Below are 23,109 nucleotides of genomic sequence, written 5' to 3' on the forward strand. Positions count from 1 at the left end.
TCCTTTCTGAGCTGTCTTTTTACTCATGATTCGAATGTTCCGATTCGGAATGTTCACTTTGATCCATATCTTCATGATCCATATCGCCATGGTCCATATTGCTGTGATCCATATCGTCGGATGTAGAGTCTGAACCGTGATTATGTCCGGCATGCTCGCCTTCAGGAGCAGGACTGAACGTCAGGTGTGTTCCTGTGTAGGATTTACGTCCTACATGTGGTGTTGCAAGAAGCTTGTCAAACTCAGCTTCCGTAATCTCGGATTCGTTTGCTTTTACATCATTGACCCATTCATCGAACTTCTTCGGAGACATGGAGAGCACCTCGAATTCCATATGTGCATAACCTTCACCGCTGAAGTTGGAATTGCGCCCCATCATGGATGCTTCATGCTCGGCCACAAAATGGAGCTTTGTTACCATGTCGCTCATCGCATACTTTTGACCGCCAAGCTGCGGAATCCAGAAACTCGTAATTGGGCCATAAGAGTACATACGGAATTCTACAGGACGGTTCGTCGGAATGTTGACATAGTTTACGGTTTCAATATTCTCCTCTGGATAGCTAAAATGCCATTTCCAGTTGGAGGATGCTGCGTAGATGACAAGCGGCTTTTGATTCTCATAGCCGACAGGTACTTTCTCTACGGCATTGGTTGTCTTCACGGTTACAACAGATAGCACGGCTACGATGAGAACCGGAATGGCGATCCAAATGATTTCAAGCCATTTGTTCCCTTTCTCGTAAGGAGGCTCGTAATCGTCAGGCAACTTGGACGCGCGATACTTGGACAAGAAGACAACGAATAAAACATAGACTACCAATAACACGAAGGCCATTACAATAATGGAGAAAATAATTGTATTTGCCTGTGTTTGTGCTTGCGGACCTTTAGGATTCAAGACGAGCAACGGCTCGCAGCCCGTGAGCAGAAGGAGAAGAGTTGACATTAATGCGAGTAACAACCCTTTTCGTTTCATAAGGCACCCCTTTCTCTAAGAAGAAACAATGTATATTTAATGTTGGGATAACGCTGGTCACCGTATATCTTAGTAAGTAAGGATTAGGAAAACAAATTGAATAAAAGAACATTAATGTATTATATATCCATAACTTGAAGTGAAATATGTCATTGAAAAAGCTTCGAAACCCCAAATGTGACGAAAATCACTGAAAATCAGCCGAAATCGGGCATTTTGAATTTCTATCACAAATCCATAATTTACATCCACATCAATTTTCAATATTGTCACAAAGTTCACCATTCTGTAAGGATTCAGGGATTTTTAGTCTATTTTTAAAGGGTTGAGGATGTTCGCTCATCACGATATAACCGTTTTCAAACAAGTGTAAATGAGTTTAGTGCCTAATTTCACGTTGTAAAAAATGGCAGTAAGGGATTGAAATAGGTGAAAACACGGGTTTAAATCTCTTGATTTCTCCTGTTTTGATAAACCTCATTGCAAACCTATTTGAAATGTGCTTGGGGAGAGCGAAAACCGCCTTGTAGCGGTCTCTATTGGTTTTCATTTTGTTGAAACAGCAACAAGGCATTCTGCCAGCAGGTGGTAGAATGCCTTGTTCATGCGCAGAGCACGTCAGATGGCTTTTATATCTTTACTTCTTCGTGACTGGAATCCAAATCTCGCAGCGATGCCTTGGATCGAATGGATCATCATGCGGTGGATAGACTTCCATCTCAGGTCCGCCGGTATGTTCGTATCCAGTCGCTGGAAGCCACTCCTGGAAGATGCGCTGCCAAGTCTTCTGTACAGCGTCAGGCACGGGTCCTATCGCAGTAAAGATCGCCCATGTTGCGGCAGGTATTTCCTCTATCTCAAATTTTTTGGTCTCCTCTAGGCTTGCCGCAGGCGTATCTACAGCAATCATATAATCGTAATATTGAGTTTCCATATCCATATGCAAACAAATGCCGTACATCTTCGATTCAGGAGACAACTTACACAAATAGTCGCTCATGCCACTGCTGTTCATTTCATTCCAAAAGGCGGGGATTGCTTCAAGATTTTCATCATCAGCACAGGTTACATGAAGCTTCTTGCCGAGTACTGAAAATGCCTCTTTTTGTTCAATGCGATAATCCATGTCTTGATCTCCTCTCAAGGAAAAGTGGAAGGAGAGACGGGGAAAGGCCTTCAGGGTAACACCCGGCTGCCGAGCAGCCGTGGGTGTGATGCCATGAGCCTTGCAGAACGCCTTGGCGAACGATTCGGGAGTATCATAACCGAACTTAAACGCAATATCGATAACTCTCGCGTCTGTCATGGCAAGCTCTTGAGCAGCAAGGGTCAATCGGCGTTTGCGAATATACTCTGCCAGTGTAACATTTGTCAGCATATAGAACATTCGCTGGAAGTGGAAAGTGGAGGAGCAGGCTGCCTTGGCAACATCCTCGCTTGTTAGTTCCCCATCGATATGCTGTTCGATATATTGAATCGCCTTGGTCATCCGGTTCAGCCATTCCATTCTGTCATCTCTCCTTCTTTCGTTTCATTATAGAGGGGATGACAGGGATCATCCTGTCATTCCGTGCGTTCTGAGGACAGCCTCCAGTTGGCTTTGCTGTTCCTGCGCCACCACATGCCTGCCCATTCCTGAACGGTTGTCAGCTGCTCGTTACGAATGCGGCGAGCAAGCTCGCTGCCGAAGAAGAACTCTGCACAGGCTTCGGCTTCATCTACAGATGCAAATTGATAATCCAGCCGAATGGCGCGGGAGACGAATCCGTATTCCAACTCCAGGGCATGGTAATAGGCTTTCAGGAAAGCCGGGGGCTCGGGACGGCTCGTTAATGTGCCCATCGTCTCGAAAATGAGCACGGTTCCATCTTGACGGAGCACACGTTGAATTTCACTCATCATCAGCTCCAGATTCCGCGCCCAATCGGGCTGATCATCGGCAGCAAGGTAGCAGAGTGTCCAGCCAGCGGTGATTAGATCCGCGCTATTGTCAGAGAGCGGCAGCTGTCGGTGGTCTGCTTGCTGGACCTGCCAATTGCTTAGTGCAAGCTTAAGCAGACGCTGCTTATTGATAGAGAGCATCGCTTCGGATTGGTCTAAGGCTGTAATGGACCGTGCCAGCGGTGCAAGCTGAGCTGTTAATCTCCCTGTGCCAGCGCCGAGATCGACGATATCCTTATCGGCATAGTCGAAGACGCGTTGAACCTCATGCCGCAGATCCGGCTGTGCGGCAATCAGTTGGTGGTACTGCTCCGGATATCGACGGTAGATTTCTGCATGATTTGGCATCTATAAGCCCTCCCTTTGTGGATGTAAATACGAATACATTCTATTTGAAGGGTACAGCTTGCCGCAGCGTGAAGGTCAAGAGAGGCCATCACCGCATTGTTGACTTCATGACGTTATCATTATGTATGGAGGTCATGTATGGGCCGCAGCGCAAATGAGCGATAAAGCTCATGAAACGGTTAATGTTCGTATTAAACATGTCGAAGCGGTTTTTTTTCCTCATGATAGCAATGATAGGCAGAATGTGCCAGAACGAATGGGGACGCTATTGATGCTAAGCTGTCCTTTTTGCTTGATGATAAGGCAAAGCTCACATCCTTGTTTTTTCCAATGATAACGTATTCGTAATTGCTTTCATCTTATAGTATAATGCACGTAACACGACTATATTGGGCAATTCGCCCAGCATAGTTACCGATAACAATAACGAGACTGTACTGGTATTGGAGAGGAGATAATCATGACAAAACAATCTCGCATTCTTGCTGGCTATGTCGGCGATCCTACCCTTCATTTGGTGACGGAGGACGATGCAAGAAAGCTGACTCATATCAACATTGCGTTTGGTCACGTGAAGGAAGATCGCATTACGATTGCTCACTTGAAGCAGCTTAAAGAGTTGGACCGTTTGAAAACGATTAATCCAGACCTGCTGATCCTGCTGTCTGTTGGGGGCTGGAGCGCTGGCGGCTTCTCAGAAGCAGCTTCTACAGCTGAAGGCAGACGCGCATTTGCTGAATCTGCGGTTGAGGTGCTGAAGGCTGCGCCATTTGACGGCGTGGATCTCGATTGGGAATATCCATGCTATTCCGAAGCAGGCATCGCTTCTTCTCCAAATGACAAAAAGAACTTTACCCTGCTCTTAAAGGAAATCCGTGAAGCACTTGATGCGTACGGCAAAGAGCAAGGACGCCACTTTATGCTGACGATTGCAGCAGGAGCAGATCAATACTATATCGACGGTACCGAGATGGATAAGGTGCAGCAGTACCTTGATTTTGTTCAGTTGATGACATATGACATGCGCGGCGGCTTCCAAGTGCTAACGGGACATCATACGAACCTCTACACTTCTACAGGAGACTTGTTCCGCATCAGTGTGGATCAATCCGTTCGCTTGTTCATGAATGCAGGAGTGCCGGCAGAGAAGATCGTTGTTGGTGCTGCGTTCTATTCCCGCATGTGGAAGGATGTTCCGAACGTGAACAACGGCTTCCTGCAAATGTCGCCTGGCAATGGCGGCTATGGCCCTAGCTATGCGGAGCTTGTGAAGGAATACATCGATAAGAATGGTTATGCTCGTCACTGGGATGATGAAGCTAAGGCTCCGTTCTTGTTCGACGGCAGCACATTTATTACGTATGAGGACCCGGCTTCTGTCGCTCATAAATGCGAGTACATCATGGAGCACAACCTGGCTGGCATCATGTTCTGGGAATACTGCCAAGATGATACGCACACGTTGATTGAGTCCATGAATAAGACGTTTAATCCGTAACGCCAAGCATCATGATTCGGTGCTGTTGAAAAAAGGTGGCCACCATTCGGTGACCACCTTTTTGTGCGCGTTGCGTTGTATATTGCGTTATTGTTCTTCAATCGCATATCGCGTTCGAAGGATTTCCATCATGCTGATGATCTCCTCGTGCGCGGGCAGCTTCAAGCGGGCAGAGGCCTGCCGCAAGCCCTCCTCGGTCTGGCGCTCGCGAACGACGCGCTTGATGGCCTCAATGAAGGCATCAACAGGCTTGTCGCCCAAGCCGATCAGCTCCTCTAGGCTTGCCGTGCTGTCGCTCGTTACCTGCGGATAGGATACCCGGCTGGCTTGTGCAGCTTCTGCTTCAGCAGAAGAATTCGTCTTAGCGGATGCTTTGCCAAAGTTCTGCTGCGAGGCGATCGCATAGAAGTCATGCACGAACTGTGCGCTTGCCTGACCGCTGCCTTCCACAATAACAAAGGCCTGCACAATATAGGCATTCGCTTGTCTTCGCTGTGCAATGCCGCAGAATTTCTTGCCATTGATGCTTAAGTCAAAGTCACCAGGACAATAAGCGCCGGCGACCTCACCTGTATCCACCTTGTATCCCGTCTTCTGCAGAGCGAGCCGAATCAGATGCACCATACGCTCAAAGTCTTGGTGGAAGTGCAGATCCCCTCTTGCCGGCTTCGGAAGAATCAAGGAAATATTGATGACACCAAGATCAAGCGGTACTGCCGCACCACCGGAGTTCCGCACCGCTGCAGCATAGCCCTGAGCCTCCAACCAGTCATTCGCCTGCTTGGCACTTGGGAGACGACTGTCACGCAGCCCCATAATGAAGGCACGGGGGTGACGCCATAGATGACAGATGGCGGGCCCGCCGGTACCAGTCATCTTGCACAGCAGCTCGTCGAGCGCGAAGGCATATCGCACGTCCTGCATGCTGATCTCCTGTGTTCGATCCAGCAGAAGCAGCTCATGTAGGCTCTCCTCCACATCCTCAGCCGATGTTGAATATTGTGCTGGCATGATGCCCACCTCTTCTCTGAAAAGCTTGTCATCCGATAGATGAGAACGGCTCGTCTAGATGCGCTTCGTTCCATGAACGGTATAGCGATCCGTCGAGTATCCCTGCTTATGCTGCTCCTGACGGCTGCGAATTTGCTTCGTATCAGGGTCATACTCGTATCCATCCTCAAGAAACAGGTTCTTCACCTCTAGGTTGAACTTGGCTGCGCAATCGCGGCACAGATACCCTCTGTTAATTTGATGATCGCAGAAGTAACAGCCATAGGTTAGGTTAGGGTGTTGATGGACATACAGCTTGCCTTCGTTCATATAACGAATAATTTTCTTGACAGGCACTTCTGTCGCTTCGCTCAGTTCATGAATATCACTGTCCGGATTGTTCTTCAAATATTCATTGCAGCGAGTAAGCTCAGAGCGAATAAAGGCGAAGCAATCCGGGCAGAAGCTCGAATACGCCTTTTTAAACACTTTGCCGCACCTCTTGCAGTTTTCAACCTCTATAGTCATGGTTTGCACCTCTTGCTTTCTTGACAGTTCCTATACATGGATTATTTATCTAGTATACCTCTTTTGCTCTTTAGAGGCACGAACAATGATGAGAGAATAGGAGCTATGCAGCTTATAGAATGATTATCGGCTAAAAAATAAAGGTTGTTAGCTTGTAGACGCTTCTAAAGCCAAGAGGGGTGATAATCTGGCAAATGGTCATCATAAGTGTGAGGAAGAGGCATGATCCTCAAGCTTATGGTTTTCATCTCCGGCATCGAACAATGCGGTGCAGCAATATACATACATTCAATCCTATAGGAGGGCATGGGCATGGCAAGCTGGCTTATATATGCGCTGCTGTCGGCAGCAATGGCAGCGCTCGTATCTATTTTTGGGAAGATTGGTTTGCAGCAGGTTGATCCGAATACAGCCACTACGATAAGGGCGGCGATCATGATGATCTTTTTGTTTGGGGTTATCGCTGTACAAGGGAAGCTTGGCCAGATCGGAGAGGTGCTCGCGAACAAGAAGGCGATGTTTTTCATTGTATTAAGCGGTGTTGCGGGGGCTTTATCTTGGTTGTTCTATTTTATCGCCATTCAAAAAGGGGATGTGTCCAAGGTTGCGCCCATCGATAAGCTAAGCGTCGTGCTGGCTGTTGGCTTCGCGCTGCTGTTTCTGGGAGAGAAGCTGTCATTCTGGGGAACAATTGGCATTGTGTTGATCGCTGTTGGTGTGTTCATTACAGCAGTAGCGGCCTGACACCAAGATCTGCACAAGGCTGACCAAACTGTGAAGTTATGGTGATGATCCGGCTTCATCTAATAAAAACCATCCTTAGAACGGCGAGTCATGATGAAAGTTCGTCGCTTCAAGGATGGTTTTTTCATGCAGCTGAACCAGTTGAATCGGATAAGTCTTAATGTGTATGTGATTGAGGCTGTTCAAATAAATGAAAGCCTTTTACACTCCCGCGATAGGCCATGCCAAACCGGTTATAGAAGCGATACAGCGCATCGTTGCTCTCAATGCAGTCAAGTCGGACATTCGATTTGCCCTCGATCGCGATGCCTTGATGGATCCAGGCTAGAATCTTGGCGCCAAGGCCTTGGCCAGCATAGTCGCGATTAATCGCGAGGCGATGCACGTAGATCGACTCCTCGTGGCCAGTCTCGCCCCATAGATTCATATCCCATGTGCTTGGCTCAGTTAGCAGGATAACCATTCCTGCGATGAAGTCCCCATCCTTGAACAAGAACACATTCCCGCGAGCAATGGCATCGCTTGTGCCATGGACATCCTGTCCCTCCAGCAGCGCGCTCCACTGGGATGAGCCTTGTGCTTGCAGCCATCTTGCGGTTTGCATAAGGAGGTGCTGGATCTCCTGAGTGTCCTCAATTGTGGCTTGCTGCACACGGAAAGCAGGAGGCAGCTCATGTTGTATCAGATGGAAGGGTTTCATAGGGATACTCCTTTTTCTCGTCAAATGGTTGTAGATTATATTATAGCTTGTACAGCGCTGAGATACACTTTATGGTTTTGTAATGAAAAGTAGACGGTGTTGAGCTCGGCCACTGGCGCGGAAAATAATTAAATTTTACATTTATTTTGTCATTTTCAGTGTGAAAATCAGCACAATCCAGTATAATGCACATGTTAAAGCTTTACCGATGAAAGACTAATGATGCAGAGATTGATCTGATGCAAAGGAGTTTGTTCCATGTTGTCACGTTACCTTCAGCTGGTAGAAATCAAGACCAAGACGGCGAGCATGATTCCATTCGCCATTGGCACCTTATATGCTCTGATTCGATTTGATACGTTTGAGCTCGATCATTTCTTCATGATGTTCATTTCCTTGCTTTGCTTCGATATGGCGACGACAGTCATCAACAATTATTACGATTATAAAAAAGCAGTGAAGAAGCATGGGTATGGCTATGAAGTGCATAATGCGATCGTCAAATACGGCATGAAAGAGGGGACCGTAGTCTTGATTATCGCTGCACTGCTGATCATGGCTATTGGCACAGGCGTGCTGCTGTATCTGAGCACCGATCTCTTAATACTGCTCCTTGGCGGCTTATCCTTCCTCGTAGGATTCTTATACTCGCTCGGGCCGATTCCGATCTCGCGCATGCCGTTAGGGGAGATCTTCTCGGGATTGTTCATGGGATTTGTAATCATTTTTATTGCCGCATATGTTCATGCAGAGCCCGGACAACTTATCGATGTTCTTTATAACAAAGGAATACTTGATGTTCATATCAATATTTTGGAGGTCATCCTCATCTTCTGGGTATCCATTCCTGCCATTATGGGGATCGCGAATATTATGCTGGCCAACAACATAAGCGACATGGAAGATGATATCGAGAACCGTCGATACACGCTTCCTGTGTATATCGGCAAGCGCAATGCTCTGTTATTGTTCCGCTATGCTTATGTCTTTTCTTACTTTGATCTTATTGCATTATACATGCTGGGCGTTCATCCTTTTCTACTCTTGCTCTTGCTGCTCACTTTTATCCCGGTTCATCGCAACATTAAGGCCTTTGAGGCGCTGCAGACGAAGAAGGATACGTTTGTACTGGCCGTACGGAACTTTGTGATATTGAATGTCAGCCGGATCATCGTGCTCGTGTTGACGCTGCTTGTGCAAGCTTGGTTTTCATGAGATGAGCCTGAATGGGATATCCTAATCTGAGAATAGCCATTAGAGGAGGATATCTTATGGATAACAACAGCACCCATGAGTTTGTTGAAAAGGTTCACGATACCCAGGAGAAAGCGCGCAAGAATCAGCAGCGCTTTGGCAAGGGAACACCCGGGGACAAGCTTCCTGGCAAGCAGCACAGTACCAATAAATAATTAGACATGCTACCCTCTCTTGAACTGTCGAAGAGAGGGTTATTCTATATTAAGTGAAATTCTTCGCTATTCGGATGATTAAAAGAGGTCGAGTGGCTTTAAATAATGGATATAACAATACATCTGTGGAGGCAAGGATAAGCTGAATATCGAGTAGGATTCGAATAAAAAAGCATTCCCGAGGCAGGGGCGAGTGGACTTTAACATCCTTACCCTGTGGAGGGAACGCTTTTTTTGCTTGATAGACCGCAGCTTTAATGCAGATCAGGGCTCAATTGGACTCCGCTTGAATCGGTTCCTTTTCAGCACGTGTTAAGCTTTTGAATACAAGGTCATAGGAATGGTCGATCAGCATGCTAATCTCTTCTTCTCCGAGCGAACCGGTAAGCACGACCGTATTCCAATGCTTCTTGTTCAAATGGTAGCCGGGGACAACCTCCTCGAATTGCTCTCGCAAGGACTGCGCACGGAATGGCTCGCATTTTAAGCTGATGCTTGGCTTGCCTTCGTGCTGACCAAATAAGGCAAATATCTTTGTACCAACCTTAATGACAGGGATATGGTTGTCAAAAGGGTAGGACAAGGTGGACCCGGGCTTTGCTAGGCAATAGTCAATCCACTGCTGCATGATATAGCTCCTTTTTATGTCACAAATAGTAAGATTATTATAGCGCAGCAGAATCTCTGAAGGAAATGGCCTCTTCCGCTTCGCCTCTAGTCTTGTGTCCGAGATGGCTTGCTGTGCTTCGGATGCTTAGGCGCAGGCTTCAGGCCATCTAATAAGTGATGGACAGCCAATACAGGATGCTTCACGATCATACGTGGACCGGCATATCTCATAACCTGCTTGATTTGTTGTTTGTAATGCGGCTTATAGCAATGGATGGGACATTTGCCGCAAGTCGACTTGCGTTCGCCGAATACACATAAGCCAAGCCGTTTGTGCGCATATTGAAGCAGCTCCTCACAGGTGTTGCAGAGCGGGGAGCTATGATGAGCCGCGCAATACATATGAATCATGCGTTCGACGGTTGTCTTCTCTCGCTCAATACGAGGACCGGCGTTCATCACACCGCCTCCTTCTCATCTTGGGATCTCTTCATTATACGAGATGATCAAGAAGACGAGAGTGAGCTTGTTAACAGAGCGGCTATTTGCTCAGAACCTTTATTACACGGTCCGGCGAAGCCACTTTTTAACCAATACTGGCGTATGCACAGGCTGCTTGCGAAGCTCCATCATCAATGACAGCGCGTCGCCCTTCATCTTGCTGTGTTCTTCGGCTGCGCGCACACTCATCTTGTGAAGCTGGGCTGGGTGATCAACGAGCTCAGACAGCACGTATGTGAGATGAGCTGCATTGTGTGCGCATTGGGCAAGCCCATTATTTACGAGATAGCGAATATTGTCCTGCTCTTGGCCGGGCAGCGGCTTATACACGATCAGCGGCAGATGAAGCGCCATGGCTTCCGCCGTTGTGACGCCTCCGGACTTTGTAATCATGACATCCGACAAGGCCATCAGCTCGTGAATTTCTTGCACATACCCTTTGACATGAACGGACAGTGATGTTGTAGCGGACCATGCCTCCAGCTGCTGCCGCAGCTTCTCATTGCTGCCGCACACGATGATGAACTGGATATGCTCGGTTAATTCGGGAGCGGATTGCTCCAATTTGTCGAGCATGGAAGGGTCCATTAGACCGCAGCCTCCGCCCATAAGGAGGACAGTCATCTTGGATGGAGATAAGCTGTGCTGTTCTCTAAGCGCAAGCTTATTGTAGTCCTCATAGAATTGAGGGCGCACCGGAATGCCAGTGACCTCAATGGATTTGGGATCGATGCCTTGTGCAATCAGCATGCGGCGGGCACTGTCTGACCCGACCATATACAAATCCGTATACGGATACAGCCAGAAGCTGTGGTCCGTATGATCAGTAATGACTGTAACGGAAGGAACCGATACGACACCTTTTTCCTTTAGCTTGGATACAGCCGCGCTGGCTGCCGGGAAGGTGCTTACGATAACGTCTGGTTTTGATTCTTGAATCAGCTTCGACAGCGGCTTCAAGCTCGTAAACCGAACGCGTTTTATCATTTGAGCGAGCATGCGGTCTTTTCGCGTCATTTCAAACGCCATTCCATACATGCTCGGCAGCATTTTCAAAAATTGAATGAAGCAGTACGAACCCACGCCGTGCAGATGAGGAGCCACTTGCTCCAAATAATCCACAATCTGCACTTCCACCTGACGGCCGAATCGACGAGCAGCAGTATCGCGAATCGCGTTTGCTGTCTGAATATGACCGTGCCCGATAGAGCCGGTTAGGACGAGCACCTTAACAGGCTCCTGTTTGGCTGGTGTCTCCATCCATGAGTACATCCTCAACACTCCTTTTAATCATAGGAACGTGCCCTCTGCACGTTATGACCCCGATATTGTCTATACTCTCATCGTACCCGATCGTACATATTGGATAAACAGTCCGCAGGTTAGTTCTGATCCTAGACCTGCGTCGGGTATAACCAACAGAAGAGGCCTGCAGCCTAGATTATCAGCTTGTGGATGCAAGTGCAATCTAGAAGCAGGCCTTCTCTTCCATTATAGGATGAACCATATGGGGTTAATCACTGATTAATAAATATTTCAAAAAAGGAAGCCGCTATTCCTAGCGATGTATGGATCGAAGGGAAAGCGAGAGCTAGCTGTCGCAGATTATTAGTGAAAGAATGGAATATCAATGCCATTATATCGCAGCTCGGGGAAAATTACAGGATAAATTTAGGTAAATAACCGTTATAGAAAATGCTGGAATGATGGATTATTCAATGCGATTTTGTGACTTTTGGGGAGGCAATTGTCACAATTGCGTGTCTCTTAACAGAAAGTTCAGGAAGTAACCCTTTTCATGAATGTTATTGTGATTTTTATCACACTATGCCAGTGATTTTTTTGACACAATAGCGTTGATTCAATGATAACCATGATAATAGTCAACAAACACAAGAGCATGGACAGCTCTCGGGTGTCAGGAATAGAGAGAGTCAACCCGTCAGTAGGAGCTGTATGATTAAAACGATGAGAAGGGTGGAACAAACATGGATACGGTCATGCTATCGCGGCTTCAATTTGCCTCGACAACGATCTTTCACTTTATTTTTGTCCCGTTGTCGATCGGATTGGCGTTAATCCTTGCTATCATGCAGACAATGTATGTGGTGAAGGGAGATGAGCGGTACAAGACGATGACGAAGTTCTGGGGAAAGCTGTTCCTCATTAACTTTGCAGTCGGTGTCGTTACAGGGATTATTCAGGAATTCCAATTCGGAATGAACTGGTCGGATTATTCGCGCTTCGTAGGTGATGTCTTCGGTGCACCGCTTGCGATTGAGGCGCTTGCTGCCTTCTTCTTGGAATCTACCTTTATCGGTCTTTGGATCTTCGGGTGGGATCGCTTGTCTAAGAAGGTTCATCTCGCTTGTATCTGGCTCGTCGCCTTCGGTACAACGCTGTCTGCCTTCTGGATTCTAGCAGCAAACTCCTTTATGCAGCGTCCTGTTGGATTCGAGGTTGTAAATGGCCGCGCGGAGATGAACGATTTCTTCGCTCTCATTACGAATGGACAGTTGTTGGTGGAATTCCCGCATACGATCTTCTCTGCATTCGCAACAGGCGCTTTCCTGATTGCAGGGATTAGCGCATGGAAGCTCTTGAAGAAGCAAGATACGGACTTTTTCAAAAAGTCGTTCCATGTGAGCATTATTGTGGCTTTGCTCTCCTCCGTTCTTGTTGCACTGTTTGGTCACCAGCAGGCTCAATACTTGGTGCACACACAGCCTATGAAGATGGCAGCAGCAGAAGGCTTGTGGGAGAATAGCGGCGATCCTGCGGCATGGACCGTATGGGCTGCGATTGATCCTGAGAAGCAAGAGAGCACGAAGGAATTCAAGATCCCTTATGCCCTTAGCTTCTTGTCTTATAGTAAGTTCTCAGGTGAAGTTGTCGGCATGAAGCAGCTGCAGTCTGAATATGAAGCAACCTACGGGGAAGGCAATTATATTCCTCCTGTACGTACGACCTTCTGGAGCTTCCGTATCATGGTTGCATGCGGCACGCTGATGATCGTGCTTGCGGCGTACGGATGGTACTTGTCAGCTCGCAAGAAGCTTGATCAGAAGCATACTTGGTTCTACCGTTTGATGGTTGCAGCTATTTTCATGCCGATTGTAGCAAATACAGCGGGCTGGATTATGACAGAGATTGGCCGTCAGCCTTGGACGGTATTTGGGTTGCTGAGAACGGAAGATAGTGTGTCTCCGTCGGTAACATCTGGTGAAGTGTTGTTCTCCTTGATCTCCTTTACAACGATCTATACCATTCTTGCGGTCGTCTTGGTGTACCTGTTCTTGAAGGTCATTAAGAGAGGGCCTAATGCAGTAGTGGAGAAGACGGAGAAGATTACGAGCGATCCGTTTGCGAAGGAGGGTCTCCATGTTTGAGTTAAGTGAACTGTGGTTTGTACTCGTTGGCGTGTTGTTCGTCGGCTTCTTCTTCCTTGAGGGATTTGACTTTGGTGTAGGGATGTCAACAGCGTTCTTGGCTAGATCAGACGGTGAGAGACGTGTCATGATCAACTCCATTGGACCGTTCTGGGACGCGAATGAGGTATGGCTGCTAACAGCCGGCGGCGCGATGTTTGCGGCGTTCCCGCATTGGTATGCTACGATGTTCAGCGGCTTCTACGTACCGCTTGTTGTCGTGCTGCTTGCGCTTATTGGACGCGGGGTGGCCTTTGAGTTCCGAGGCAAGGGCGAGACAGAGGCATGGAAGAAGACGTGGGATATCGTCATCTTGCTTGGCAGCCTGCTGCCGCCGTTCCTGTTCGGTGTCGTATTCGCCAATCTTATGCAGGGCTTGCCGATTGATCAGCAGATGGAGATGCACGCAGGCATCTTTGATGTGGTGAATGTGTATACGGTTCTTGGCGGGGTAGCTGTAACCGTGCTATGCTTAGTGCATGGTCTGATGTTCCTCTCGCTTCGTACGGTAGGAGAGCTTCGTGAACGCGCTCGCGCTCAAGCGAAGATGCTCTTGATTCCACTAGCGGTTCTGTTCGTGGCCTTCGCTGCGATGACCGTGTGGAAGACCGATATGTTCGAAGCTAGAGGCGTAGTGCTCAGCATTATGGGCTTGCTTGGCGTTGTTGCCTTCGTCTTGGCGGGTTACTTCATGTCCAAGAAGAAGGATGGCTGGGCGTTTGGCATGACAGGTACGGTCATCGCTCTTGCGATTGCCGGCGTATTCGTGGGCTTGTTCCCGAATATTATGATCAGTACGATCGACCAGACCTTCAACTTGACGGTATATAATGCCGCTTCTGGGACATACTCCTTGAAGGTTATGACGATTGTCGCCTTATCGCTACTGCCGTTCGTGCTGGCATATCAGATCTGGAGCTACTTTGTCTTCCATAAACGTGTTCATGAAAAGGAGCATTTGGAGTACTAATGGGAAAAGGACTTCGCTTTCACGGGATAAGACAAACACAATTGATTATTGCGCTCTTAACCGTTATTCAGAGCGGGTCGATTCTATATATGGCGATGGGGCTTGCGAAAGTCATTTCGCAGCTCTTCGCCGGATCAAGTCTACAGGAGCAGTCAGGATGGATCTCCATATTCCTGGCTGCTTTTGCTATACGTCAGCTGACGAATGTCCTGATCCAGCGTATTAGTTATCGGTATGCCGAGAAGACGGGCAAGGAGCTTCGCAGAACGCTTATGGAGAAGCTGTTTCGCTTCGGTCCAAGGCTTGCCAAGTCGGAAGGAACCGGCAACCTCGTGACGCTGGTGCTGGATGGCTTCTCGCAATTCCGCACCTTCTTGGAGCTGTTCTTGCCGCGCATGATGTCTACAGCCATCACGCCGATTATCGTGTGGGTGTATATTCTCATGCAGGACTGGATTGCAGCACTCATCCTTGCTGTGACGATGCCGATCCTTATTGCCTTCATGATCCTGCTTGGCTTGGCTGCCAAGAAGCAGATGGATCGGCAGTGGGAGAGCTATCGAGTGCTCTCGAATCACTTTGTCGATTCACTAAGGGGGCTGGAGACGCTCAAGATGCTTGGGCTCAGCAAGCGGCACAGCGAATCAATCGAGCGTGTCAGCGACAGCTATCGCTCGGCAACGATGAAGACACTTAGAGTCGCGTTCCTCTCTTCCTTTGCCCTCGACTTCTTCACGATGCTGTCAGTAGCATCGGTTGCCGTCAGCTTGGGGATTCGTCTGATCGAAGGCACCATGCTGTTGGAGCCGGCGCTCTTGGTGCTTATATTGGCACCTGAGTATTTCCTTCCTGTGCGCATGATGGGAGCTGACTATCATGCAACCTTAAAAGGGAAGGAAGCCGGCAAGGCGATTCAGGACCTGATCGACGAGGCGTCGAAGCAGGATCGTACAGAAGAAGCGGTGCTGGGTACGGGAGAGGAACTGCTCGCTTTGCATTCTGCAGGACGCGGTGCCGCAGGGCTGGCTGCAAGTCAGCAGGCAGCCACAGACGGGCAGTCTGGTATCAGTTCAGGTGCAGCAAAGAGCAATGCGGATCAGCATTGCTCGAATCGCCCTGTGCTCGCCTCAAGCTCATGGACGTGGCAAGAGGACAGTGTGCTGCGGCTGGCGCAGATTGGGGTGAAGCATCAAGAAGAGGGGCCTGCCTCTATTGAGGATATTACTCTCGAACTCACGGGCAAACGAAGAATTGGCGTGATTGGCTCAAGCGGCGCTGGCAAATCAACCTTGATTGATGTGCTGGGCGGCTTCCTTCACCCGACATCTGGCTCAGTAATGACAGCCGGCAGGAAGCTGTCGACGCTTGGGCTTGAAGGCTGGCGGGAGCAGATCACATATATCCCGCAGCAGCCGTATCTATTCAGCAGCACGCTGAGGGAGAACGTAGGATTCTATGATCCGAAGGCCTCCGAAGCGGAGATTAAGGCAGCCATTGCGAAGGCTGGATTGGCTGAAGTGGCGGCGGGCCTGCCAGAAGGGCTTGATACGCCGATCGGCAGCGGTGGACGGCGCTTAAGCGGCGGGCAGGAGCAGCGCGTTGCGCTCGCCAGAGCCTTTCTTGGCAATCGGCCGATCATGCTGCTTGATGAGCCGACGGCTCATCTCGACATTGAGACGGAATATGAGCTCAAGCAAACGATGCTTCCTTTGTTTGATGATAAGCTGGTCATCTTGGCTACCCATCGTCTTCATTGGATGCTTGATATGGATATGATTATCGTCATGGATCATGGCCGCATCGCCGAGATGGGCACTCATGAAGAGCTGCTGGCGAAGAACGGGGTATATACGGAGCTCATTCGTGCACAAGAGGAGGGGTGGACATGAAGCGAGAACAATGGTTCAAGCCTTATATTCGCGCCTATTATGGCCGCTTCGCCTTAACGGTGCTGCTTGGCGTGTTAACTGTCTGCATGGCGGGAGCGCTAATGTTCACCTCTGGCATGCTGATCTCGAAGTCCGCGCTTCGCCCAGAGAATATTCTCATGGTCTATGTGCCGACCGTATTGGTTCGAACATTCGGGATCGGGCGTGCCGTCTCGCACTATGTGGAGCGCCTCATTGGGCATGATGCCATTCTTCGGGTGCTGTCCGACATGCGGGTTAGACTATACCGCGTATTGGAACCGCAGGCGCTGTTTCTTCGTTCGCGCTATCGGACAGGTGATATTCTTGGCACACTCGCTGACGATATTGAATATTTGCAAAATGTTTATATGCGTACCGTATTTCCAAGCATTATCGCGCTGGTCACTTATGGCGCAATCATTGCAGCCCTCGGCTACTTTGACGGCGTATTTGCAGCGCTCATGGGCTTGTACATGTTCGTACTGATTGCAGTTCTGCCGGTTGTCTCGCTCTTGATCACTCGTGTGAAGCATCGTCAGATGAAGCAGCAGCGCAACGGACTTTACCAGCGTCTGACCGATGCGGTGCTCGGGCTTAGCGATTGGATGATCAGCGGGCGTTCTGGGGCTTTTGTGGAGTCCTACGAGGAGGATGAAGCGAGAGTCGCGGCGATTGAACGCTCCATCAATACCTTCAGCCGCTGGAGAATGTTTACGGCCCAATTGGTTGTTGGACTTATGGTCGTATCGATGATTTATTGGGCTGGAGGCCAGTATGCGGAGGGACGCCTGCCAGTCTATTTGATCGCAGCCTTCGTGCTGGTTGTCATCCCGATGATGGATGCGTTTCTCCCCATTTCCGAGGCGATTGAAAAGATTCCGCAATATCAGGATTCGGTGAGCAGGCTTGTGCGCATGGAGCATGATGCTCCAGCATCATTAAGGTTGGGCGGGTCTAAGCAGGCGAAGCAGGGCTTAACACGAGACCGTGCTTCGGCATTGGGCGTGCACAGCACAGACCAAACCGGCAACCGTTCGCCTCAAGTCAGCGATCGTTCAGCCCAAGGCAGCGATTATTCGGTCCAAGGCCCGCAGTCTCATACAGGTGCTTTGGTGCGTACGGAATCGGCTCAAGCTGCATCTAGCGGTCCTTCCTATTCATTGACGGAGCAAGGAAGAATGACGGTGAGATTCTCTGAGAAGGATGGAGTGTCAACAGCAGAGGAAGCCTACACCTATCCTATATCCTTAGAACAGGTATCCTTCAGCTATGAAGGGGAAGCCAGCAAGAGCGTGGACACGCTGACGCTCCAAGTGGAAGCTGGCAAGAAGGTGGCGATCATTGGCCGCAGTGGAGCAGGCAAGTCTACACTGCTTAAGCTTATTCAAGGAGCCGTAGTCCCGTCTGAGGGGCGGGTGCTGGTGCAAGGGCAGGAGGCCGACTCCTATGGAGATGATATTTCGCACGTGATTGGCGTGCTGAACCAAAGCCCGCATCTGTTCGATACGACGGTCAGCAACAATATTCGCCTTGGCCGCCTAGAGGCAACAGACGAAGAGATTCGCGAGGCGTGCGAGCAGGTGAAGCTGGGCCAATTGATGGATGCCCTGCCGCAAGGGCTTAATACGCCGATGCATGAAGCAGGCCAGCGCTTCTCCGGCGGCGAGCGTCAGCGCGTAGCCTTGGCGCGCATTCTGCTGCAGCATACGCCGATTGTGATCATGGATGAGCCGACGGTAGGGCTTGATCCGATCACCGAGCGCGAGCTGCTGCGTACGGTATTCGACGTGATGCGGGAGAAGACATTGATCTGGATCACGCACCATCTGGCATGTGTGGAGCAGATGGATGAGATTATCTTCATGGACCAGGGCCGCATCGTCATGCGCGGCACCCATGCAGAGCTGATGGAGCGCGAGCCGCGCTATCGCAGGCTCTATGAGCTGGATCGTCCAAATATATAATGAACTTTAATTTGAGGTTCTTTATTCATAACACACGCTATATATATAAAATAATCCCTCCATATACTATGGCTATATAGTATATGGGGGGATTGGCTGTATTGGAAATAAAAAATGAAAAGGGTTTAATTTACTTGTCCTGGTGCAGTAGGAGTTAAAACATTATATTTAAGATTTGCTGATTTATCGTGGTTATAAAAAGTATAGGAACTCACAAAAGAAGTCCCTGTTAATGTGGTTGAAATAAAATAATCTACTGCTTTTGAGCTGCTTGCGTAGTTATCCGCATAAACTGTATTCGTTTTATCAGTTGTTTTTGAATATGGTTGTCCATTATTATATCCAGCTAAAGTGTGAGAAGCAGCTAGTGTATACATATTGGATGAATAACTTAAATTCTGATAATAATCGCTTTGGTCAGATCTTTTAACATAGCTGAAACATACAGTCGTAAGGCTGCGGTGTGTTACTACATGGCTGTTATTCGTAACATTATCGTTGTTAGTAAACAGGAGTTCATATGGTAGTAAATTAACTACAGGAATTGCACCAATAGCTTTTTGAGTATATATAGACGCGATATTAATCAAATTTTTAACTAGAATTTGTTTGTTCGTATAGAGAGTTGCTCCATTTGCTCCAACGGCTAGGTTTGTTCCAGAGTTTAACCCTTGGGCATAAAGTTCTTCAATATTGTAGGTGACACCGTTTCTAGTTGAGTCATATCTTAGGACGTACCATTTTACTTTGCTGGTAGATGGAGGAGGAGTAATAAGTGGTTGGGCACTGTACTTAGTATATCTAGCTCTCACTTGCTCACTAGTGAGTTTTTCAACACCAAGTGACTCGAGTTGCGATTCTAGAGAGGCTTCCATTTGATTAGATGTAGAGATAGCCTGTACACTACCTGACTTTGATTCTTGAAGAAGTTGGTTTGCTCTTAGCTGGCTTAGTTGTTCCATGATAAGAAGTACCTTTTGTTTCTGAGTTTCACCATCAATGTTAACGTTTGATTTTTGATGTTGTAAGGAATCGGCAAGTACAGAAGAAGAGAAACAGAAAACCAGTGCAATTGATAAAAATAATGATAACCACTTTTTCCTCATACTAACAAAACCTCCTTTAGATTAGACAATAAAATAGTTGTATGGTTGTCTACATGGGATATGATACCAATGAATAGAATTATTTGGAAATAGATAAAACCTATTGATTTTCTGAAATTTATAGAATATATATATAAAAAGAGTAAATAATATTTAATATTGGAGGTATTGTATGATATTCCTATTTATTATTTTATTTCTTGTATCACTTTTAATGGCCGTAAAACCTTCAATTATTTGGTATATCACAGAAAGCTGGAAAAGCAATCAAGCAACTGAGCCATCAGGTACATATATCATACTTATTAGATGCGCATCAGTTCTATTTGCTTTAGCAGCAATCGGGGGTATTAGCGCACTCTTGTTTTTAGAATAATAAAAACTTGACTTATAACTAAGACTCGGGTGAAATATCAGTATCTTCATAATTTCTTCTGCACATTCCTTAAAAATTGTTTCTAAAAACTCTATCTACTTCTCTCATAACTTCTTAATTACTCCTACTATTATATGTTAAGATGTACTTATTGTGCTTTCCTGACAGACAGGACACTTGAGACATCTAAATATAGAAAGTTGGGGAAAACCGTATGAATCCTGCGACAGAAACGATCGCAACCTCTGCGTCGATATCACGCAAGCAGCGCTTCGGCCTTGCCTGCGTGCTCGGTTCGATGACGGCTATTGGGCCGCTATCGATTGATATGTATTTGCCTTCGCTGCCAATTCTGGCAGCAGATCTGAAGACGACGGCGTCCTTTGCTCAGCTGACGCTGACCGCCTTTATGCTTGGCATTGCCTTAGGCCAGCTGCTTATGGGGCCGTTAAGCGATGCTCATGGACGCAGGAAGCCGCTGATTGCTTCGCTGGTTGTCTATGCGCTCTCTTCCTTCCTGTGTGCTTTTATCCCTTCTATCTGGGGATTGGTATTCCTGCGCTTTGTTCAAGGGGTGGCGGGAGCAGGCGGAATTGTAATTGCTCGCGCAATGGTTAGGGACCTGTATGATGGCCCAGAGCTGACCAAATTCTTCTCGCTGCTTATGCTGATTAATGGTCTGGCACCAATCTTAGCGCCAGTAGCAGGCGGCCAGCTCCTGAAGTTTACGACATGGAATGGCGTATTCGTAGTGCTTGGCGCGCTTGGCATTCTACTGATCGCGGGAGCTGTATTTGGCCTCAAAGAAACGCTGCCGTCATCCATGCGGGCATCAGGTGGGGTGAAGCAGACGGTCTCAACCTTTGGCCTGCTGCTTAAGGACCGCGTATTTGTAGGCTATATGCTGTCCATGGGACTCGTCTCAGCATCCATGTTTGCGTATATTTCCGGTTCGCCTTTTGTGCTGCAGGACATTTACGGCGTGTCTCCACAAGGCTTCAGCATGTTCTTTGCCATCAATGGCCTTGGCTTGATCATTGCAACGCAGATCACGGGAAGATTGGCTGGCCGCTACACGGAGCGCAGTCTGTTCACGGCTGGCTTGATCATTTCTCTAGTCAGCTGCTTGGCGCTGCTCATCGTCGTGCTCTTGCATGCACCGCTTCCAGCGGTTCTGATTCCGTTATTTATCGCGGTGTCCAGTACAGGCGTGGTCAATACAGCAGGCTTCTCTCTCGCAATGGGGAATCAGAAGAAGCGAGCTGGAAGTGCCTCTGCGCTGCTTGGACTGCTGCCTTTCATTTCCGGCTCAATTGTGGCACCGCTGGTAGGCATCGGTGGCGGCACGACTGCTGTACCGATGGGAATCGTCATCGCAAGCTGCAGCCTGCTGGCCTCTCTATTCTATGTCACTCTTGCACGCTTGAGCGCGTCGGGTCAAGAGATAGAGGCTGCTTAACCGTTGTTCCGCAGGCCTTATAGCCATGCAATAACATTCACATTAACATTAGCTTGCTAGTCATTACTTCGTTTTATTTTAATGAATCATGAACGCCTTGCGCCTTTCGTTAACCGATGGCGCGAGGCGTTTTTCTTATGTACAAAATTCACCGCGTGCTGATTACGCCTATTTCTCCAGCGAGGAAATCTAATTTGGCCGAACTGTTTCTTTCCCCTTATATGAGGTCTAATCTTAAAAGTCTAATCTTGTAAAGGATCGAATTCGTCACGCTTATAGTAGGGTTAATCTTGGTTTTTAATATTTTTCAAAAAAGAAGCAGGGGCAAGAGGGAGTATGTGCGTCTATACTTCTGGAAGGAGGGGAGAGCTATTGATGAGGAGCAAGTAGTCATGCGCATACGAGCAGGCGATGCAGATGCATTTCGACTGTTGATGGAAGGCTACCGTCAGCATATCTTTCAAATTGCCTACTCGGTAGTCCGCAATAGAGCAGACGCGGAGGATATCGTTCAAGAAGCCTTTATACAGATTCATCGTGCTCTCCCCCAGTACGAGATGAAAGGCTTAAAGGCATGGATATCCCGCATTACGATCAATAAAGCTATTGATTATAAACGCAAAAAAGCAAGGCGGCCGGAGCTTGTATCCCAGCTTGCGACTCATGATGGAGCGCTGAGAGCAGATCATGAATCTGTAGACAGTGCCTATCCTTATGAACAAAATAGCCGCGACGCGCTGGCTGAGGTACTCGATATCGAGCGAAAAGAGCAGCTTGCCGCTGAGCTTGACCGCATTCCGCCGCTGCATCGAGAAATGGTACAGGCTTTCTATCTGGAAGATAAAAGCTATGATCAGATTGCAAGCGAGCAGCATATCACACCGAAGACGGTTGAGTCGAGATTGTACCGGGCAAGGCAGTGGCTTCGCAATCATTGGAAGGAGGAGGATTGGCGATGACCCTTTATACACAAGAGGATTGGGAGCAATATATTAGGGGCCATGTATCCGACGAGCAGCGGCTCATGATGGAAGATCAGCTGAATCAATCCGATGAGGCGATGACCCTGTATTTGCTTGCGATGGAGCTGGCTTCATCAGAGCTTCCTCTGCTTCATGAGGAGCGAGCCGAAGCTGTGACAAAAGCAGTGCTAAAGGAGCTGTATTCGAATGCGGCTTGGGATGGGGCTTGCGGGGCAGCTACCGTGCGGCATGAGGTAACGGGTGCGCCGCTCACAGAAGAACGGCAGCATCAGCTTGAGCAGCATGCGCCCTATGGAACAGAAGGTATGCCACAATCGGATTGGCAGACACAGGCTTCCGATCATGGCAGCCATGACGAGGCCTACGAGCCGCATCAGCCAGAACAGGGAGTCAATCGGGCTGCTTCTGACCAAGAGGTACCGGCATCTCGCAAGCACAGACGTCATTGGCTGGAACATCCGCTGTTCCATTACACTGTTGCAGCCGCGATTACGCTGTTGTTTATGGCAAGCGGAGTTTTTGAGGCTCTGCTCAGGGAGCCAAGAACGCTAATCGAGCAGCCGAGTGGTTCTATTACGAATGCCGTGCTCGATACCTTCGCCAATTGGTTTGGCACTAAGCCATAAATAAAAACGACTATTATGAATCGTCCATAAATATCACGAC

At 48.3% G+C, this 23,109-nt stretch carries 22 protein-coding genes; 12 read left to right on the forward strand and 10 right to left on the reverse strand.

The genetic code is table 11. The annotated features are described in order from the left end of the window. Positions 1–19 precede the first annotated feature (19 nt). The 3 genes from qoxA to B9Y93_RS12500 all read right to left on the reverse strand — a co-directional run bounded on the left by qoxA (position 20) and on the right by B9Y93_RS12500 (position 3,268). The gene (gene qoxA / locus B9Y93_RS12490; RefSeq protein ID WP_085494751.1) at positions 20–979 is read right to left on the reverse strand and encodes a cytochrome aa3 quinol oxidase subunit II; all 960 of its coding nucleotides are present in this window, start codon (positions 977–979) and stop codon (positions 20–22) included. A 637-nt stretch (positions 980–1,616) separates the two neighbouring features. Then, the gene (locus B9Y93_RS12495) at positions 1,617–2,486 is read right to left on the reverse strand and encodes an AraC family transcriptional regulator (protein WP_085494752.1); all 870 of its coding nucleotides are present in this window, start codon (positions 2,484–2,486) and stop codon (positions 1,617–1,619) included. A 56-nt stretch (positions 2,487–2,542) separates the two neighbouring features. Further along, positions 2,543–3,268 carry a class I SAM-dependent methyltransferase gene (locus tag B9Y93_RS12500; protein WP_085494753.1) on the reverse strand — a complete coding sequence of 242 codons (726 nt, stop codon included), beginning with the start codon at positions 3,266–3,268 and terminating at the stop codon, positions 2,543–2,545. Between the two features lie 460 nt (positions 3,269–3,728). Here B9Y93_RS12500 and B9Y93_RS12505 point away from each other — a divergent pair, with 460 nt between their 5' ends. After that, positions 3,729–4,766: a glycoside hydrolase family 18 protein gene (locus B9Y93_RS12505; RefSeq protein ID WP_085494754.1), complete on the forward strand. Its 1,038-nt coding sequence runs from the start codon at positions 3,729–3,731 to the stop codon at positions 4,764–4,766. An 87-nt stretch (positions 4,767–4,853) separates the two neighbouring features. On the opposite strand, the gene B9Y93_RS12510 is transcribed toward B9Y93_RS12505, so the two are convergent. Both B9Y93_RS12510 and B9Y93_RS12515 read right to left on the reverse strand, forming a co-directional pair. Further along, on the reverse strand, positions 4,854–5,777 hold the full coding sequence (locus B9Y93_RS12510; protein WP_085494755.1) for a lipoate--protein ligase family protein: 924 nt from the start codon (positions 5,775–5,777) through the stop codon (positions 4,854–4,856). Positions 5,778–5,831: 54 nt separating this feature from the next. Then, on the reverse strand, positions 5,832–6,284 hold the full coding sequence (locus tag B9Y93_RS12515) for a hypothetical protein (protein ID WP_139829168.1): 453 nt from the start codon (positions 6,282–6,284) through the stop codon (positions 5,832–5,834). A 312-nt stretch (positions 6,285–6,596) separates the two neighbouring features. Between B9Y93_RS12515 and B9Y93_RS12520 the strand changes: the two genes are divergently transcribed. After that, complete coding sequence (locus B9Y93_RS12520; protein ID WP_085494757.1) at positions 6,597–7,028, forward strand: EamA family transporter; 432 nt, start codon at positions 6,597–6,599, stop codon at positions 7,026–7,028. Positions 7,029–7,185: 157 nt separating this feature from the next. On the opposite strand, the gene B9Y93_RS12525 is transcribed toward B9Y93_RS12520, so the two are convergent. Next, positions 7,186–7,728, reverse strand: coding sequence for a GNAT family N-acetyltransferase (locus B9Y93_RS12525; RefSeq protein ID WP_085494758.1), 543 nt, complete (start codon positions 7,726–7,728; stop codon positions 7,186–7,188). 258 nt (positions 7,729–7,986) lie between these two features. On the opposite strand from B9Y93_RS12525, the gene B9Y93_RS12530 reads away from it, so the two are divergent. Both B9Y93_RS12530 and B9Y93_RS12535 read left to right on the forward strand, forming a co-directional pair. Then, positions 7,987–8,943: a 1,4-dihydroxy-2-naphthoate polyprenyltransferase gene (locus B9Y93_RS12530; protein ID WP_085494759.1), complete on the forward strand. Its 957-nt coding sequence runs from the start codon at positions 7,987–7,989 to the stop codon at positions 8,941–8,943. Between the two features lie 56 nt (positions 8,944–8,999). Continuing rightward, positions 9,000–9,137, forward strand: a complete 138-nt coding sequence (locus tag B9Y93_RS12535) for a DUF4023 domain-containing protein (RefSeq protein ID WP_085494760.1) — start codon at positions 9,000–9,002, stop codon at positions 9,135–9,137. Between the two features lie 271 nt (positions 9,138–9,408). On the opposite strand, the gene B9Y93_RS12540 is transcribed toward B9Y93_RS12535, so the two are convergent. From B9Y93_RS12540 to B9Y93_RS12550, 3 genes are all read right to left on the reverse strand, one after another. Next, the gene (locus tag B9Y93_RS12540) at positions 9,409–9,765 is read right to left on the reverse strand and encodes an MmcQ/YjbR family DNA-binding protein (protein ID WP_085494761.1); all 357 of its coding nucleotides are present in this window, start codon (positions 9,763–9,765) and stop codon (positions 9,409–9,411) included. A gap of 86 nt (positions 9,766–9,851) precedes the next feature. Then, positions 9,852–10,205, reverse strand: a complete 354-nt coding sequence (locus B9Y93_RS12545; RefSeq protein WP_085494762.1) for a nitrous oxide-stimulated promoter family protein — start codon at positions 10,203–10,205, stop codon at positions 9,852–9,854. Between the two features lie 102 nt (positions 10,206–10,307). After that, positions 10,308–11,519: an MGDG synthase family glycosyltransferase gene (locus B9Y93_RS12550; RefSeq protein ID WP_085494763.1), complete on the reverse strand. Its 1,212-nt coding sequence runs from the start codon at positions 11,517–11,519 to the stop codon at positions 10,308–10,310. 716 nt (positions 11,520–12,235) lie between these two features. Between B9Y93_RS12550 and B9Y93_RS12555 the strand changes: the two genes are divergently transcribed. From B9Y93_RS12555 to B9Y93_RS12570, 4 genes are read left to right on the forward strand one after another with little or no spacing between them, the layout of a single operon-like run. Next, positions 12,236–13,636: a cytochrome ubiquinol oxidase subunit I gene (locus B9Y93_RS12555; RefSeq protein WP_085494764.1), complete on the forward strand. Its 1,401-nt coding sequence runs from the start codon at positions 12,236–12,238 to the stop codon at positions 13,634–13,636. Then, a complete protein-coding gene (gene cydB, locus B9Y93_RS12560) occupies positions 13,629–14,645 on the forward strand; it encodes a cytochrome d ubiquinol oxidase subunit II (protein ID WP_085494765.1) in 1,017 nt (338 codons plus the stop codon). Before B9Y93_RS12555 ends, cydB begins: the two co-directional genes overlap by 8 nt. Then, positions 14,645–16,534 carry a thiol reductant ABC exporter subunit CydD gene (cydD, locus tag B9Y93_RS12565; RefSeq protein ID WP_085494766.1) on the forward strand — a complete coding sequence of 630 codons (1,890 nt, stop codon included), beginning with the start codon at positions 14,645–14,647 and terminating at the stop codon, positions 16,532–16,534. Before cydB ends, cydD begins: the two co-directional genes overlap by 1 nt. Beyond that, positions 16,531–18,519, forward strand: coding sequence for an amino acid ABC transporter ATP-binding/permease protein (locus tag B9Y93_RS12570; RefSeq protein ID WP_085494767.1), 1,989 nt, complete (start codon positions 16,531–16,533; stop codon positions 18,517–18,519). The genes cydD and B9Y93_RS12570 overlap by 4 nt, the downstream gene beginning before the upstream one ends. Before the next feature lie 125 nt (positions 18,520–18,644). Here the strand turns inward: B9Y93_RS12570 and B9Y93_RS12575 are convergent, their stop codons facing one another. Next, positions 18,645–19,625 (reverse strand): hypothetical protein, encoded by a 981-nt coding sequence (locus tag B9Y93_RS12575; RefSeq protein ID WP_085494768.1) that lies wholly within the window; start codon positions 19,623–19,625, stop codon positions 18,645–18,647. Between the two features lie 172 nt (positions 19,626–19,797). On the opposite strand from B9Y93_RS12575, the gene B9Y93_RS25130 reads away from it, so the two are divergent. The 4 genes from B9Y93_RS25130 to B9Y93_RS12595 all read left to right on the forward strand — a co-directional run bounded on the left by B9Y93_RS25130 (position 19,798) and on the right by B9Y93_RS12595 (position 23,069). Further along, positions 19,798–20,001 carry a DUF6199 family natural product biosynthesis protein gene (locus tag B9Y93_RS25130; RefSeq protein WP_085494769.1) on the forward strand — a complete coding sequence of 68 codons (204 nt, stop codon included), beginning with the start codon at positions 19,798–19,800 and terminating at the stop codon, positions 19,999–20,001. 214 nt (positions 20,002–20,215) lie between these two features. Then, a complete protein-coding gene (locus B9Y93_RS12585) occupies positions 20,216–21,460 on the forward strand; it encodes a multidrug effflux MFS transporter (protein WP_085494770.1) in 1,245 nt (414 codons plus the stop codon). Positions 21,461–21,852: 392 nt separating this feature from the next. Further along, positions 21,853–22,419 carry an RNA polymerase sigma factor gene (locus tag B9Y93_RS12590; RefSeq protein WP_085495132.1) on the forward strand — a complete coding sequence of 189 codons (567 nt, stop codon included), beginning with the start codon at positions 21,853–21,855 and terminating at the stop codon, positions 22,417–22,419. Next, entirely contained in the window at positions 22,416–23,069 is a 654-nt protein-coding gene (locus tag B9Y93_RS12595) for a hypothetical protein (protein ID WP_085494771.1), read from the forward strand. Before B9Y93_RS12590 ends, B9Y93_RS12595 begins: the two co-directional genes overlap by 4 nt. Positions 23,070–23,109: the final 40 nt, after the last annotated feature.

It is taken from the genome of Paenibacillus aquistagni, assembly GCF_900177815.1.
Taxonomy (GTDB): domain Bacteria; phylum Bacillota; class Bacilli; order Paenibacillales; family Paenibacillaceae; genus Paenibacillus_B; species Paenibacillus_B aquistagni.

Bases quoted from the DNA above. Each gene is read 5' to 3' on its own strand.
- qoxA (WP_085494751.1), bottom strand. From the start codon at position 979: ATGAAACGAAAAGGGTTGTTACTCGCATTAATGTCAACTCTTCTCCTT.
- B9Y93_RS12495 (WP_085494752.1), bottom strand. From the start codon at position 2,486: ATGGAATGGCTGAACCGGATGACCAAGGCGATTCAATATATCGAACAG.
- B9Y93_RS12500 (WP_085494753.1), bottom strand. From the start codon at position 3,268: ATGCCAAATCATGCAGAAATCTACCGTCGATATCCGGAGCAGTACCAC.
- B9Y93_RS12505 (WP_085494754.1), top strand. From the start codon at position 3,729: ATGACAAAACAATCTCGCATTCTTGCTGGCTATGTCGGCGATCCTACC.
- B9Y93_RS12510 (WP_085494755.1), bottom strand. From the start codon at position 5,777: ATGCCAGCACAATATTCAACATCGGCTGAGGATGTGGAGGAGAGCCTA.
- B9Y93_RS12515 (WP_139829168.1), bottom strand. From the start codon at position 6,284: ATGACTATAGAGGTTGAAAACTGCAAGAGGTGCGGCAAAGTGTTTAAA.
- B9Y93_RS12520 (WP_085494757.1), top strand. From the start codon at position 6,597: ATGGCAAGCTGGCTTATATATGCGCTGCTGTCGGCAGCAATGGCAGCG.
- B9Y93_RS12525 (WP_085494758.1), bottom strand. From the start codon at position 7,728: ATGAAACCCTTCCATCTGATACAACATGAGCTGCCTCCTGCTTTCCGT.
- B9Y93_RS12530 (WP_085494759.1), top strand. From the start codon at position 7,987: ATGTTGTCACGTTACCTTCAGCTGGTAGAAATCAAGACCAAGACGGCG.
- B9Y93_RS12535 (WP_085494760.1), top strand. From the start codon at position 9,000: ATGGATAACAACAGCACCCATGAGTTTGTTGAAAAGGTTCACGATACC.
- B9Y93_RS12540 (WP_085494761.1), bottom strand. From the start codon at position 9,765: ATGCAGCAGTGGATTGACTATTGCCTAGCAAAGCCCGGGTCCACCTTG.
- B9Y93_RS12545 (WP_085494762.1), bottom strand. From the start codon at position 10,205: ATGAACGCCGGTCCTCGTATTGAGCGAGAGAAGACAACCGTCGAACGC.
- B9Y93_RS12550 (WP_085494763.1), bottom strand. From the start codon at position 11,519: ATGTACTCATGGATGGAGACACCAGCCAAACAGGAGCCTGTTAAGGTG.
- B9Y93_RS12555 (WP_085494764.1), top strand. From the start codon at position 12,236: ATGGATACGGTCATGCTATCGCGGCTTCAATTTGCCTCGACAACGATC.
- cydB (WP_085494765.1), top strand. From the start codon at position 13,629: ATGTTTGAGTTAAGTGAACTGTGGTTTGTACTCGTTGGCGTGTTGTTC.
- cydD (WP_085494766.1), top strand. From the start codon at position 14,645: ATGGGAAAAGGACTTCGCTTTCACGGGATAAGACAAACACAATTGATT.
- B9Y93_RS12570 (WP_085494767.1), top strand. From the start codon at position 16,531: ATGAAGCGAGAACAATGGTTCAAGCCTTATATTCGCGCCTATTATGGC.
- B9Y93_RS12575 (WP_085494768.1), bottom strand. From the start codon at position 19,625: ATGAGGAAAAAGTGGTTATCATTATTTTTATCAATTGCACTGGTTTTC.
- B9Y93_RS25130 (WP_085494769.1), top strand. From the start codon at position 19,798: ATGATATTCCTATTTATTATTTTATTTCTTGTATCACTTTTAATGGCC.
- B9Y93_RS12585 (WP_085494770.1), top strand. From the start codon at position 20,216: ATGAATCCTGCGACAGAAACGATCGCAACCTCTGCGTCGATATCACGC.
- B9Y93_RS12590 (WP_085495132.1), top strand. From the start codon at position 21,853: ATGCGCATACGAGCAGGCGATGCAGATGCATTTCGACTGTTGATGGAA.
- B9Y93_RS12595 (WP_085494771.1), top strand. From the start codon at position 22,416: ATGACCCTTTATACACAAGAGGATTGGGAGCAATATATTAGGGGCCAT.